The following is a 14,753-nucleotide window of genomic DNA, read 5'->3' on the forward strand; positions in this document are numbered from 1 at the left end:
CAAAAGCCGCAGCAGGCGCTGCGGCTTTTTGCTATTCATCCCGTACTTCCAAATTGATCGGGCGTATTGTTCCCCATGGAGAGACATCGATGGTCACTTGCAAATCGACTGCATCTTCCAAATCAGGTCCAAGGCCTTGTTCAACGTAATATTGTTCTAGCTGTGGTGCAACCACACGGTTATCGTAAGTGGTGCCGCTGATGGCACCGAAAAACGGTTCGTTTTCCATCCGGTCAATGACCGCGTAGCCATCTGCTTCTTCTTTCAAGGTGAAATAGATGGGTCCGTCTTTGATGCCGGAAGGTGCTTCAAGATCAGGGTATTGCAGCATGACATATTCGCCGTAGAAAGGATCGAACGGATCGTAAGGTTCGGCACGGAGCATGTATTGGTCACCGAACCAGGAAGCCGCATAGAAGCTGGTGACAAGGATTGCCACGAATACGGTCATGAGTATCGGCAGGAGCCATGTTTTCATGGTGAAACACCTTCTCTCTTACGGTTGAGCCACCAGGCGATGCCGGAAAGGGCGAACAGCAGAAGCGCACCGATCAGGAAGAACAGCGACATATCCAGGCGTTCCCACGCATAGATGACATAAATGACGAATTGTACGACGATGAAATAAATGAAGCCGAGTGCCAATGGTTTATCTTGCCGTTGGGCAATAATCAAATAGGCGAGAGCTGACAGTTCGGCGACGATCGCCAAGGCGATGGCTGTTTCATCAAATAACAGGAAGCCCATCGCGCCAAGCAGGGCAATCCACATGACAGGTCTGAATTTGATATACGCCACTACTAGGACAACGAGCCCAGTTACTGCTAACGCAATCGATTCCGGCCAATTCAAGTCAACAAGCGACATTTCGGTTTCGCCGCGCACTGCTAAATAGACCACGAGCATGATTGCGCCAAAAACCAGGTACAGCGGCGACAGCAAGCGCTGCTTGTCGGCCGGTATGATGATTAGCAGCAATACGAGGGCGAATAAAGTCCAGACTGGCCAAAACGGACTGTTATACTCGACCAGATTCCACAGCATCAGCCCTGAGAAGAACAGCAGCATCCAGCTGAAAATCATCGGCGCATTGTCTTTGCTGAAGAAGAACCATGCCAAAGCCACGGCAATGAAGATTCCCCATTCAAGCCAGCCGGCTTGCGGCAGGAACGACATCAATGTTGAGATGCCGAATATGAATGCGACAACAGCGTAAGCAAAATGGCGCCAGTAGAAGTAATGGGCTAGTGCAGCAATGTAGATAGCCCACGGCAACACCGAGTTGGATGTAGAAAAATGGAATGTCTGCGCAGTTACCAGGATACTCGCTGCGAACATTGCCAAACCGAGCAGCCTGAAAATGATCGGACGTCCAAAATGCTTTTTCTCTGAAAAATAAGCTAAGATATAAAAAATCCACATCAGCAAAACGACCATAGCCACTTTCAGCAAATCCGGGATCAGCTGCCAGTTGGCGGCGATAAAACTGAAGACGGCCAGAGCGAAGAAAATAAGTCCGATGACCAAAAGCAACGGCACTTTTCTCTTTTGCGGCTGGCGTTTTTCAAATGCTAAAATGCGGTCGAAAGCCGCTTGGTCCAGCAATCCTTCGTTGCGCCACTGCACCAATTTCCGTTCGGTTTCCATACAAGCACCTCCCTAATCTTTACCTGTATTATAAACCTTTATTATCAGAATTGATAGAAAATAAGAGCGGTTAGGCACGCGGAAACAGGAATATTTTACTGCATATTTGATTTTCAACATGCATTGGCATTTAACAGTTAAAGCTGGTTTTAAGGGAGCCGCGAAGGGTAAAATGGGGAAAAGGCCTTTGGCCGAAACCATCAATGGGAGCTCGTATTTAAGAGGGGGAAGCATAATGGCTAAAGATTATATATTGTCAATCGACCAAGGGACCACCAGTTCACGTGCGATTCTGTTTAATCACGAAGGGGAAATCGTCGCGGTCGGGCAACAGGAATTCGAACAGTTTTTCCAGAAGCCTGGCTGGGTGGAACATGATGCCAGTGAAATATGGACTTCCGTACTGGCTTGCATAGCGCAAGTGCTCCGTATCGCAGACATCAATCCGAATCAGGTGGCAGGGATTGGCATTACGAATCAGCGTGAAACAACAGTTGTCTGGGACCGCCATACTGGCCGACCTGTGTACAAAGCAATCGTTTGGCAATCTCGCCAGACAGATGCAATCTGCAAGGATTTAAAGGAGCAGGGCCTTGAAGGCAAATTCCGGGAGAAAACAGGCTTGCTGCTCGACGCTTATTTCTCAGGGACGAAAGTCAAATGGATCCTTGACCATGTGGAAGGCGCCAGGGAAAAAGCGGATCGCGGCGACCTGATGTTCGGAACGATCGATTCATGGCTGGTCTACAAGCTGTCAGGCGGCAAACGGCATGTGACGGATTACAGCAATGCGTCCCGTACCTTAATGTACAATATTTACGAACTCCAATGGGATAAGGAATTATTGGCTATTTTAACGGTGCCGGAAAGCATGCTGCCGGAAGTGCGGCCATCGTCTGAAATCTATGCCCATACAATCGACTATCATTTCTTCGGCTGTGAAGTGCCGATTGCGGGAATTGCGGGAGACCAGCAGGCAGCATTGTTCGGCCAAGCGTGCTTTGAAAAGGGCATGGCAAAAAACACCTATGGCACCGGCTGTTTCATGTTGATGAATACGGGTGAGCAAGGCATGAAATCCGAACACGGCTTGCTGACGACGATTGCTTGGGGAGTCGGCGGCAAAGTGGAGTATGCGCTGGAAGGCAGCATATTCGTAGCGGGATCCGCTATTCAATGGCTGCGTGACGGGCTGCAGCTGTTGGACAAGGCTTCCGACAGCGAACAGTTCGCAAGGCAAGTGGAAACCGCTGATGGAGTATACATGGTGCCGGCTTTTGTGGGGCTCGGGACGCCTTATTGGGATACGGATGCACGAGGGGCGATTTTCGGCTTGACGCGCGGCACCACTAAGTCCCATCTGATCCGTGCCACACTTGAATCCCTCGCGTATCAGACGAAGGATGTCGTCGATGTCATGGTCGAAGATTCCGGCATCGAGCTGAAAACATTGCGCGTTGACGGCGGAGCAGTAGCCAATGACTTGCTGATGCAATTCCAGAGCGATATACTCGGAGTTCCTGTGGAACGGCCGGAAGTCCAGGAAACCACTGCGCTCGGCTCTGCTTATTTAGCCGGTCTCGCTGTCGGCTACTGGAAAGACAAAGAAGAAATCGCACATCAATGGAAGCTTGATAAGACATTTGATCCGTCGATGGAAGATGGTCAGCGAGATGAACTGTACAGCGGCTGGCAGCAAGCAGTCGCGGCAACCCGAACTTTTAAAACCAAGAATGGCAGCTGAACCATATTTGTGGCGGCCGAAAATTGAATGCAGAGCCTGTGGATTGTTAATAGCCACAGGCTTTTTTTATTGAAATAAAGGGTTATTGCGTCTGCCGTCGTATGTTATTCAGTAAATCAGCTTTCATTCTTTGAAACGGGGTGGAAACATGGAGAAAAGGAAAGGCAAGGGCTTGTGGCAAAAAATGGCCCTAAGCGGCGCAGCTGCAGCTATCGTCTATTCGCTGCATGTCATCATTGGCGGCGCTTTATGGGATGGCTACAGCCATGTCAGGCAGACCATCAGCGAATTGACCGGCAACGGCGCTCCGGATGCGGGCATGCTGAAAATCTTCACCGTTATTTACGGCATTTTGGCTTTGGTTTTTTCCGTGTCGGTGTACATGCTTTTTTTGAAATACAAGGTCCATAAATGGGCATTGACGGGAGCGGCGCTGCTGATCCTCATGGAATTCACATCGCTTGTCGGCTACAACCTTTTTCCGCTCGAAGACGGAGGTGCTGTCCTGACGGCCGGCAACCTCATGCATTTGGCAGTAACAGCAATTGTCGCATTGTCGGCAATCGGTGCGATTTTTGCGATTAGCTTCGGCCTGCTGAAGACAGAGTATTTCCGGTCAATCGGAATGCTGTCGCTGTTTTGCGCTGTGGTGGTGACCATTTCAGGAATCGCCACACCCGTTGTGCTCAATAATGGCATGGCAATTGCCGGCCTAGTGGAACGCATCAATATCTTCACATTGCAGCTTTGGCTTTTTGCATTGTCGCTTTTCCTGTTCAACGCCAAGCTGCCAAAAAAATCAGCGTTGGATTTAGAACGAATGGGCCTAATCGATGTGTACCGGCAATCCGGGCGGTGACGACAATGAAAAAAACCGCTCTTCCGAAGTGCGGAAGGGCGGTTGGCATTAATAATAGTTGATCGGCGTATAAACGGAGTTCCAAGCTTTCGGGCTTTTGCCATATGCATTTGCCCCCAGGTCGCTATTGAATAAGGTGAAAGCGATGAGCGCAACCCATCCGATGACAGGAACGAGATACAGCAGGGACCACCATCCGCTGCGTCCGGTGTCATGAAGGCGGCGTATCGTCACAGAGGCAGTTGGAGCGGCAATGGCGAGCGCGTAGATTGTAGATAAGATGCCGATATCCTGAGCCAGTTGCAGCCCAAGCAGTGTTTCGATAATGATTAGGCCTGCAGCAAGCACTGAAGCGATCAACATGAACATCCAAAATTCTCTTCTTCTGGATCTCCCTTTGAAATCGAATGACTTTTTGACGGCATTTACAAAATCCTGCATAAACAAACCTCCTAGGTAGTAATGCTTAATTAACATGATTATACCAATCTACCTAAATGCTGTATAGATAGTTTTAACCAAATATACTGATTATTTTCAATTATTGATAAATAGAGAGAAAAAAATACAAAAAAAGCCGTCTTTTGCTAAAATGCAAAGACGGCTTGAGTCATTTAATTGATGAAAAATTTTCTGGCTTCTAATTATCGCCAGCTTCGGCTTTCTTTTTCAGCTCAGCCAACAGCCAGTAGTTGAGATAGAATCCCTCCGCACGGACCAATTCGCGCTCTTCCGGGATTTTCGCATGGATGAAACTGTCGATCAACCCCAATTCCAGCACCTGGTTCCAAGGATCGCTTTCAAGCTGTTCATCTGTGAATACGGAAATCATGAAAGAGGCAGCGCCATTCCGCGTCAGGATTTGCTGCTCGACGCCTTCAAGGGCATAAATAGCGTCGAGGCGAGACTTGTGGAGACTATGCAATTCCTGGTCTATGCGCAGAAGGCCCATTGACAGCATATTCGAGAAGCTAAGGGTGTTGAGCGGTTCTTCAACCCCCAAGTCATTCGTATAGCCCCCCACGGCTAAGCCATAATCCATGAGAAATTGTACCGCGCCGTCAAACCACTCGCCTTCATAAGGGTAGGTTAGGTCAAAATGATCCAGCATCGCGCCCTGGTTCTTCAAACCGATGCGCAGTTCCTGTATCGCTTTTTCGTTATTTGCCAATTGGCGGAAGGTGATGTTTTTTTCGAGCGACAATGCCGCTGCGGCACCTCCCGCTTCACCAGCCGCCATGCCAGTCGGAATAATACGGGCGCTGCCGGCAGCGAGTGAAGAATAACCGGCTGAGCGGCTGACGACCAACAGGTTTTCAATTTCGAGCGGCACCAATGAGCGGAAAGGAATAGCGTATTGCACCGGGCTCGAGAGAACATAGCCATAATCCCCTAATGAAGTTGCTTGAACATCGACAGGGTAGCCGCCGAATCCGATGCTGTCCCATTGGTCAGCGTTTTTCCAGATGTCCGACATGGGCAGCATATATTCGGATTTTATATGGCGCGTTTCCCGGACGTATAGCTCGGAAGGGGGTTCCGCGATAACTGCGTTTTCAAAGCCTGGGAAATTGGCACGGAGATAGGACAGGATATGTTCTGCTTCCCGATTGCCTTTTTCCAGTGCTTCCGTTTTTGATTTTTTGTCGAGGCCATCAACGCCGAAGATCTGAAGGGCATTGATATAAAATTGTTCCTCGCCGCCTTCTGGTGTTGTGCGGACGATATTCAAGCCGCGCAGGCGCGTGTTCCCTTCTTTGGGTTTGTAATCGTAATGCAATTCACTGAAGCCCCAGCCAACGGAAGGGGTCACTTCAGCAGGGCCGAAGGTTTCTTCTTTGGCCGCTCTTTTTACACCTTCCCAATCAACGCCTGTTAAATGGATGACCGGAGTTACAGCCATCAAGCGGTCTTTGAGGTTGATGTCCTCGCCTCCTAAAAAATAGGGGGCACCGGCATCGGTAGCAAAGGTGGCGTCTTGGGTTGCGTCGATAAAACGGCTGCCGTAAACAGTGAATTCTTTGCCTTGTGTTGTCAGCACCGCACCAATGACAGTGGAATTGCCGTCTTTCACTGCGTTTTTGAGCTCAGTATTGAACGATAAGGTCAGCGTGGGTTCTTTTTCCGCGAGTTCCAAAAAAGCACTTTTGGCTCTTTCAATTTCAAAAGCACTATCAGCACCGACCATTTCATGCCATTCTTTGAAAATACCGCCGAAAGCATTATGGCCTCCGATACCTTGGACCATATCGATGAAGTTGAGTTTGCCGAATGTCATAAGCCCGCCAAGCCCGCTCCGTTCTTCCACCAGCAGAACTTCAGCGCCGTTGCGTGCAGCTGAAACGGCTGCGGCCACCCCTTCAGGTTCTCCGCCTATTACAATAACGTCATAACTTTCCTTGCTTAGCGGTGCCTTGCTGGCAGAAGAGGTCTCGAAAAGCCAAGCGATACCAAAAATGATGGCTACAAGGGCTGCTCCAACGAGTCCAACTTTAAATTTCACGATGAATTCCTCCTAATAGAATCAAAAAAACAATAAATTTAGGTTTAAAAAAACTATGCATTTTCCTATTTTTACATATTTACAAGGTAATGTGAAGTATAATTGTTAAATTTATGTAAAATATAGTTTTATTACAAATGAAATTATTTTATTACAAATAGCAACCATTCGTAGTTCGCCTTCGTCAATGAGTTTATAATGAGGGCTATTACATCTATTGAGAATTCTGCAACTAGGGGGTACTGACATGACTTGTGGAAAATGCGGACATGAAAATGGCCAGCAAGATAATTTTTGCGGAAATTGCGGAAATGCGTTAACAAATAATCCTGCAGCCGGCAAGCCGAGAAACAAAACGGCGGTAATTCTCTTGTCGATTTTGGCAGTAGGAGGAATCGGTTTTGGTGCCGCCTGGCTTATGCCGGATGGGACAGGCTCATCAGCGGGTGAGATTGAAGAGCCGGAGCAGCTCGTAAAGACGGAAGAACCTGTTGAAGGGGCTGTCATCCAAGCGCAAGATATTGTGCCGCCATCTGAACAGCCGGAAAAGGTGGAACCGAAAAAAATCGGTAAAACGGAAGTGATCAAGGAATCTCAGCAAAAAACATATACAATCTTGACAGAAGGCGGACAAGGATCCGGATTCCTGTTCACCGACCAAGGCATGGTAGTGACAAATGCGCATGTCGTAGCCGGCTATACGGATGTTATTGTACGGAACATCAACGGCCAGGATGTTCCTGGAGAAGTAATTGGCATATCAGATGAATCGGATATCGCCTTGATCAAAGTGGAAGCATTCGAAGGGATTGCACCGCTTGAAAGCGAAATGGAGCCGACGGATATCGGCACGGAAATTATCGCGCTCGGCAGTCCGTCCGGTTTTGAGAACACGGCAACAATTGGCTACCTGACCGGCATTGACCGTGATTTTGAACAGGGGTTCCTGTATGAGGACATTTATCAGATTGATGCGCCGATTGCGCCAGGCAGCAGTGGGGGCCCATTGCTGGATGCCAGTACGGGGAAAGTGATCGGCATCAATTCACTCGTTATGACAGAAGGCGATTCCATCGGCTTTTCTATTCCGCTGTATTCCATGCACGCGGAACTTACACAATGGGCTGAAAACCCGATGGCTCCTGAAGAAGTAACAGAAAACCTGCAGGTCTACGATGATTTCACCACATACGAAGACGAAGATTATGAGTACGATTACGATTTGGAAATGGAGTTCAACGAAACGAACTTAAGCCAGTTTATCGGCGATTTCCGTTATTACTATGAACTCGCATTGCAGAACGAAGATTTCTTTTATGTACAGAATGTGCTGGTTTATGAGAGCGATATCTACAACAGCATCCTTGAATACATCAATGAAATTGCCGGGCAGGGCATGGAGTTCAATTTCAGGAAATTAGAGATAACGGATATTGAAATCAAAGATGATTATGCTGTCGTGCAGACCGAAGAATCGTTCGATTTCAAAAACGCCGAAGGCGAATTATCGGTTGAAGAACGGCTCAAATCCTATACAATCGTGATGGACGAGAATGGCTTCTATTATGTATCGGATATCATTAACCACGAGTAACAAAGCGCACGGTACAGGGAATGTCCCTGTACCGTGTTTTTTAGCATCAAAAAACACACCAGCTTATGCATGGTGTGTTTCGTTATGGCTGGAACGGCCGCGGCTTTCCTCTTCGTAAATCGACATGATCAAATGTTTGGTGGAATGGCCATTGGAATAGGTATTCCAATGGTTTCGAAAATCCTCAATCTGGGCGTAATCGATTTCGGGGTCAGCTATATGCTGGATCACTTCGGAAGTGGTCTTGGCGATGGGGCCAGGGAAGTAGTGGCTGTTTTCTGCCCATATTCCTTGGGTGCGGCCATATGATTCAGAATCGTATGTATAGAAAATCATTTTTTTGCCCAGCAGCGAAAATTCCACAGGAATCGAAGAATAGTCGGTTACTAGGATATCGCTTACCAGCAATAGCTCGTTGAGATGAGGATAATCGCTCGCGAGCAGGACGCGTGGATGGTCCGGCAGCTTCGCCGCTTCATGCACAGAAGGGTGGAGACGCACAATAATCAGCACATCGTCCGGCAATTCTTCCAGCATTTTAGCGATATCAAGCTTCAATTCCATTTTCTGAAGCGCATCTTTGCGGAATGTTGGTGCGTAAAGGACCACCTTTTTCCCGATAACCGAAGGAAAGGCTTTTTTCACCCGTTCCAAACCCCGGGCTTTAGCTTCTTCATCAAAATAGAAGTCGGTCTGCGGCACACCTGTATAGAGAAAATGGCTTTGGTCGACGTGAAAAGAAGCTGAAAAGATATCCGCCATTTGCTGCGAACCGACTGGAATGAATTGAAAGCGGTCATAGACTTGCTGAAATCGGGCTTTGGCTCTGGCGCTTCTTGCATTGGTCTCAGGATCGCTCCAGCCGAACTTCTTGATTGCTCCTGCTGCGTGCCATAATTGCACGCATTTCACTTCTTTGCGGAAAGTGACAGCGGAAAGGACGCCTGCGTAATTATCGACGAAGACATACTTTGCCGTAGCCAGGTGGTAGATGGAAAAAAGTGTATCCACGATGTTAATGGATTCAAATGCATAAATTTTCTTATTTTCCGCTGGAATCGCAGAGAAGTCGATTTTGCAGCGGGTCTGGTTGACAAAGACGATTGGGTGTCCATTGTCGCGCGCCAATTCTTTTGCCAGAAAGTATGCATTATCTCCAAACGAAGATAGAAAAACTGTTTTGTTTTTTAAAGGGAAAATTTTAAAAAAAGCAAAGCAGATTTTAAATAAGATAAGGTAAATGGAAATTCCGGCTTCTTTGATCATTGTTGGTTCAGAAGGTCAGTTTTGATTTTGGAGGTGGAAATGCCTTCAGTACGAGGCAAGTAAACCACATCACAATGTTCTTTGAGTTCGTCGAATTTCCCTTCCCAATCTGAACCCATGACAAATAAATCGATGTTATTCGATTTGATATCGGATACTTTCTGGCCCCAATTATGTTCGGGTATGACTTCATCCACGTATTTAATCGCTTCAAGAATCATTTTCCGTTCCTCAAACGAATGGTACGCAGCTTTGCCTTTTAGGGCATTGAATTCGTCGGAAGATAGCCCGACAACCAAATAATCGCCTAAATCTTTCGCTCTTTTTAAGATATTGATATGGCCATGGTGTATTAAATCGAACGTTCCGTAAGTAATTACTTTTTTCATCTATTTATTCACTCCAGAATTGCTTATTTTCTTATTTTGTACAATATGCTATGTTACCATATTATATGTTATCATCTAGAATAGCTATTTAAAATATGGTATTTATAAGGAATTTTCATGCGAATTGACATGGAAATAGTTTAACTTTCAAGTGGCGGACATTGATACAAAGAACGTGTCTGCGTTTGCGATGAAATGAATTCGCCAAGGGCACTGCTAAGAGAATGAGAAACAGGAAATAGCGAGGTAACTAAATGCTAGCGACAACATTAAAGTCTATCAAAAACAATCGATTTTTATTAAAGCTTTTCCGCACGGCCTTCGTAGTTCTGGGAAAACTCCCGCGAAAAAAGAATTTGGTGATTTTTGAAAGCTTCCATGCGAAACAATATAGTGATAATCCGAGAGCACTTTACGAATACATGAAAGAGCATTTTCCGGAATATCATCTTTTGTGGAGCGTTGACAAGAGTGCAACGCCGTTATTCGACGAATTCAAAGTGCCTTATATCCGGCGCTTTACACCTCAATGGTTCCTGACATTCCCTCGTGCCGGCTATTGGGTCAATAATGTGCGTTTGCCGCTTTGGATGCCGAAGCCATCAAAGACGGTCTACGTGCAGACTTGGCATGGTACGCCGTTGAAGAAATTGGGTCTCGATATCGAAGAAGTCCATATGCCTGGTACTGATACAGACGCTTATAAGCGTAATTTTGTTGCAGAATCTGAGAAATGGGATTATTTGATTTCGCCAAATACCTATTCAACAAGCATTTTCAAGCGGGCATTCGCTTATAAGGGCAATGTCATCGAGTCAGGGTACCCCAGAAACGATGTGCTCGCAAATCCCTCCGAAACTTTGAGCAGTACGATTAAGAAAAACCTTGGCATTCCAGGGGATAAGAAAGTCATGCTATACGCCCCGACGTGGAGGGACAACGAATTCTATAAAAAAGGGCAGTATAAATTCGACTTCAAATTTGACCTGGAAGCCTGGAAAGAGAAATATGGCTCTGAATGGGTTTTATTATCAAGAATGCATTACCTTGTCGCCGAAAACTTCGATTTTTCAGCGCACGAAGGAATCGTCTATAACGTTTCGAATTATCCGGACATCCGCGATTTGTACCTGATTTCAGATTTGCTCGTCACGGATTACTCTTCTGTTTTCTTTGATTACGCCATACTGGATCGGCCGATCATTTTCTTCATGTATGATTTGGAAACATACCGAGATCAGTTGAGAGGGTTCTATTTCGATATCGAAAAGGAAGCTCCGGGGCCAATCGTCCAAAATGAACAGCAATTATTCGATGCGCTTGACAGAATTGCAGCATCGCCTGCGGAAATGAATGCAGCAGCAATCGCTTTCAAGGAAAAATTCAATTCTTTAGAGGATGGCCGCGCTGCTGATCGGGCAGTCCGGGCTTTCCTCCGAAAATAAACGCCGTATAAAAGCCGCCATGGCAGAATGGCGGCTTTTTTACGCATTTAAACGTAAATAATATTACGTGTATGTAAATTGATATGGTTCAATTTAACCTCTCCTTAACGTTTCATCGCTAAAATGGCTTCAAATGAAATTTTTTAGGGGGTGAAAGGGGTCCGGATATGCCCGGCACTCTGACAAGCAGGAGGTGCCAACGATCATGCGGATATTGTAGAAGGGGAGGACATTTGATGATTTATTATTTCATCGCATCAAAAGGCATTCTCGGGGTAAAGACGAATATCAAAAATTTCACTTGGAGTTTTGGTACGGAAATGCCGCAAGCCACAAAGGAAGAATACGACAAATGCGCGGTCAGAATCAATGTCGTATTGGAGAATTTCAATGATGACGAGCAACTCAAGGGGATGGGGCGCTACCATTATTTCAACGGCAACCCAGGGGAAGACAAGATCTATTACACACGCAAACTCGCATTAAATCAAAAAATGAGGGTGAAAGCGGAAAACCTGCTGTCGGATGAAGCGAAAATCACTGTCAACAAAGCCTATTATAAATTCATCACTCACAGAATCATGAATCTCCATTCGGTCCATTACATCGTCACTGATCTTGCAGCGCTGTTGCTGCTGAAAAAGGGTTACGCTCCGATCCATTGTTCGGCATTTGAAAAAGATGGAAAAACTATTGCGATATTCGCGCCGCCAGACACCGGAAAAACATTGAGCGCAACAACTGCCTGTATGGAATACGGTGCACAGTTCATAGCGGAAGATATGGCGATAACGGATGGCCACAAAATTTATGCGGTTCCGTGGACCAATTCGTTTTGCCATTACTCAAAAAACAACGATAAAAAGGGCGGGGAAGCGTCATCGAAAAATGTGAAAAAGAAAGGCTTGATGACTGCTGAAGTGACCCATATTGCCATTCTGGAAAAAGGGGCGGATGAAGTATTGCAGCTGCCGGAAAGCGTTGCTGTCAGCAAATTGATGAACTTGAACAGATACGAATTCAATTTCCTCAGAGCGCCGTTATTGACAGCATACGAATTTTTTAATCCGGGCCTGATGATTGATGATGCAACTCGGGTAGAACTCGAAATATTGTCTGGGCTCAGCCGGAAAAGCGAGAAAGTTTTTTCCCTGAAAAAAGCCAATCCTACGCATTACGCTAAAACGCTTGTTCAGGAAATGGAGCAAGAAGATGTCTTTCAAATCTCCATTGTTTAAACTCAACTCTCTCGGAGCGCATCTGCTTCTGGAGAGTTTTTTGCCTTTGCCCTAAAAGAAAAAATCATCAATGCACCCAAGATGCTTGATGAAGTAAAAGGGATATCAGTTGGAGGTGAGAACCGAAATGGCCGGTTCTGCCAGCCATATCACCATTATGTTGCATACCATTTCTTGTATTCCGGGTTCAAAGTATAGCACAGCATATGCTCTACAACTTCCCGGGTTTCAGGCTGTTCTATTTCAACCCAGTAAATTGAAATTGAGCGCGGGGCATCGTTTGCAGGAAATGCGGCTTCCTCTTCAGGGGAGGTCTTTTTGAGTTTAGCGAAATGGCGGCGGATCCGGTTGTAGATTGGAGCACCTTTTCCAATGTATAAAATCCGTTCATTGGAATCACTGAAAATATAGATGCCCTTGGCCATTCCCATATTTTTTTTGATCTTGTTGAGAAGTTGGATAGTTCCCGCATTATACGAGAAAGGCACATTTTCAATCGACTTCCATTTGTCTTTATCGAAAGCGTAATTCTCTTTGGACAATAAATCATTGATTTTTTCTCTCATCAGCATTTCCTCCTCACGTTATCCTGCGTTCAAAAGCCATATCAATTTCCTGGCTCTCAGAGCTGTGGGCATAATGCCTGCATCTACCACCAGCTCTTAATTTATAATAATACTTCTATTCTAACCAATAATTTTGAATTAAGCGATACTATTCAAAGAATTTGTAAAATTAAGTTTATTCAAGATCTTATACATCGGTTTTAGGTGAGGAAAAACCTTAAAACCGCCGGCGCATGGAGATTCGGCGCGGCGGATTCTTATTCAATATACATTAAAGGGAATTTCAATTAAATGGGTACATTTACAAACCAGCCGTTTCTTTCAAGATATCACGGCGAAGTTTGTTCTTCTTGTTTTTGTATTCCTTATGCATAGACTCAACTATTTCCGTAGAATGCCCGTTCACTTTTAAATCATGTTCCATGATTTGCATGACCGCATTGAACACTTTGTCGGTCCGTTCTTCAAGTTTAGCGGCCGCGCCAGTGTATTTATTGTAAAAATATGGGTAGCTGATTTTCTGGTCATTGGCTTCCATTTCCAAGTATTCGCTTTTTGCGAGATTGATCAGGTTGTCCAAATTATCATAGGCTTGTTCTTCGATATTCGCTAAAGCAGGCTCGTACTGGTTTTTAATATCCTTCACTGAAGCTTTTGGCGCTTTTCCTTTGGCTGCTTTAGATTCAGCAGCTTTGCCGGAATTCCCGGACTCTCCTTTTTTTGCGGATGACTTAGCGTTTTCGCTAGTGGCAGAAGCAACCGCTCCATCACTGACTTGTGAGATGGGCAAGCTGCCGGCAACGTCGACTGTGGTGACTTTGCCGTCTGCACCTGTAATGTGTCGGATCAAGTTGCCGTTTTTATCCAACACGATTTTCGAACCATCCGCAAGCTCAATGACGTATTCTTCTTTCGTCAGGATGTCGACTTCTGCATCTGATGTATTATATTCCTTAAACTCAAACAAATAGGCCAGATAACCTCCCAGCAGCAATATTATAGCAGCGAACAGAAGCCCATACTTTTTCATTTCACCATCCTCCTTACATTATTTTCAATAAGAATCAATGAAACTTAATAAATATTTACCTTAATTAATTGAATATTAACACGATTAAAAATATTAAACAATACAATCCTTAGTAAAAAAGTTGTTGATGATTCAAAAAGAATATCAGTAAGTTACATAAAAATACTGTTTTTTATCAAATACTGTTCATTTTAGTAGTAGTAACTGATATTCCGCCAACCCTCCTCAGGCCGCTATCGCTGCTTCCGGGGTCTCGGCTGTCTCGTCGCTTCGCTGCCCCGCAGGCAAGAGTTGACCGAAGCCTGCGAGGGCAATTCTTTGCGACGAAGTGCGGAGCACTGCAACACACTTTAATGTCTCGAAGCTAGCGCATCGATGCAACGTTTTTTCATGTCTCGAAGCTAGCGCATCGATGCAACGTTTTTTCATGTCTCGAAGCTAGCGCATCGATGCAGAGACAGAGACAGAGACA

At 45.7% G+C, this 14,753-nt stretch carries 13 protein-coding genes; 5 read left to right on the plus strand and 8 right to left on the minus strand.

Translation table 11 applies throughout. The features are described from left to right. Window positions 1-31: 31 nt before the first annotated feature. Window positions 32-478 carry a GDYXXLXY domain-containing protein gene (locus EGV91_RS04040; RefSeq protein ID WP_135500909.1) on the minus strand — a complete coding sequence of 149 codons (447 nt, stop codon included), beginning with the start codon at window positions 476-478 and terminating at the stop codon, window positions 32-34. Beyond that, window positions 475-1,647, minus strand: coding sequence for a DUF2157 domain-containing protein (locus tag EGV91_RS04045; protein ID WP_135500911.1), 1,173 nt, complete (start codon window positions 1,645-1,647; stop codon window positions 475-477). The genes EGV91_RS04040 and EGV91_RS04045 overlap by 4 nt, the downstream gene beginning before the upstream one ends. 235 nt (window positions 1,648-1,882) lie before the next feature. Between EGV91_RS04045 and glpK the strand changes: the two genes are divergently transcribed. Both glpK and EGV91_RS04055 read left to right on the plus strand, forming a co-directional pair. Then, entirely contained in the window at window positions 1,883-3,391 is a 1,509-nt protein-coding gene (gene glpK / locus EGV91_RS04050) for a glycerol kinase GlpK (RefSeq protein WP_135500913.1), read from the plus strand. Between the two features lie 148 nt (window positions 3,392-3,539). After that, window positions 3,540-4,250, plus strand: a complete 711-nt coding sequence (locus tag EGV91_RS04055; protein WP_135500915.1) for a DUF998 domain-containing protein — start codon at window positions 3,540-3,542, stop codon at window positions 4,248-4,250. 48 nt (window positions 4,251-4,298) lie between these two features. Here EGV91_RS04055 and EGV91_RS04060 read toward each other — a convergent pair whose 3' ends face one another. Next, entirely contained in the window at window positions 4,299-4,691 is a 393-nt protein-coding gene (locus tag EGV91_RS04060) for a DUF805 domain-containing protein (RefSeq protein WP_135500917.1), read from the minus strand. A 199-nt stretch (window positions 4,692-4,890) separates the two neighbouring features. Further along, entirely contained in the window at window positions 4,891-6,753 is a 1,863-nt protein-coding gene (locus EGV91_RS04065; protein WP_158290564.1) for an FAD-dependent oxidoreductase, read from the minus strand. Window positions 6,754-7,000: 247 nt separating this feature from the next. Between EGV91_RS04065 and EGV91_RS04070 the strand changes: the two genes are divergently transcribed. Further along, window positions 7,001-8,347, plus strand: a complete 1,347-nt coding sequence (locus EGV91_RS04070) for a trypsin-like peptidase domain-containing protein (protein ID WP_135500921.1) — start codon at window positions 7,001-7,003, stop codon at window positions 8,345-8,347. A gap of 63 nt (window positions 8,348-8,410) precedes the next feature. On the opposite strand, the gene EGV91_RS04075 is transcribed toward EGV91_RS04070, so the two are convergent. Both EGV91_RS04075 and tagD read right to left on the minus strand, forming a co-directional pair. Beyond that, complete coding sequence (locus EGV91_RS04075) at window positions 8,411-9,613, minus strand: CDP-glycerol glycerophosphotransferase family protein (protein ID WP_135500923.1); 1,203 nt, start codon at window positions 9,611-9,613, stop codon at window positions 8,411-8,413. Next, complete coding sequence (gene tagD, locus EGV91_RS04080; RefSeq protein ID WP_135500925.1) at window positions 9,610-10,002, minus strand: glycerol-3-phosphate cytidylyltransferase; 393 nt, start codon at window positions 10,000-10,002, stop codon at window positions 9,610-9,612. Before tagD ends, EGV91_RS04075 begins: the two co-directional genes overlap by 4 nt. A 254-nt stretch (window positions 10,003-10,256) precedes the next feature. Here tagD and EGV91_RS04085 point away from each other — a divergent pair, with 254 nt between their 5' ends. Together EGV91_RS04085 and EGV91_RS04090 are read left to right on the plus strand one after the other, a co-directional pair. Then, the gene (locus EGV91_RS04085) at window positions 10,257-11,447 is read left to right on the plus strand and encodes a CDP-glycerol glycerophosphotransferase family protein (protein WP_135500926.1); all 1,191 of its coding nucleotides are present in this window, start codon (window positions 10,257-10,259) and stop codon (window positions 11,445-11,447) included. Between the two features lie 236 nt (window positions 11,448-11,683). Further along, complete coding sequence (locus tag EGV91_RS04090) at window positions 11,684-12,685, plus strand: hypothetical protein (protein ID WP_135500928.1); 1,002 nt, start codon at window positions 11,684-11,686, stop codon at window positions 12,683-12,685. A 155-nt stretch (window positions 12,686-12,840) separates the two neighbouring features. Here EGV91_RS04090 and EGV91_RS04095 read toward each other — a convergent pair whose 3' ends face one another. Next, window positions 12,841-13,251 (minus strand): GIY-YIG nuclease family protein, encoded by a 411-nt coding sequence (locus EGV91_RS04095; protein WP_158290565.1) that lies wholly within the window; start codon window positions 13,249-13,251, stop codon window positions 12,841-12,843. A gap of 301 nt (window positions 13,252-13,552) precedes the next feature. Beyond that, complete coding sequence (locus EGV91_RS04100; RefSeq protein ID WP_135500932.1) at window positions 13,553-14,281, minus strand: hypothetical protein; 729 nt, start codon at window positions 14,279-14,281, stop codon at window positions 13,553-13,555. Window positions 14,282-14,753: the final 472 nt, after the last annotated feature.

Origin of the sequence: Planococcus koreensis (assembly GCF_004761975.1) — a bacterium.
Classification (GTDB): domain Bacteria; phylum Bacillota; class Bacilli; order Bacillales_A; family Planococcaceae; genus Planococcus; species Planococcus koreensis.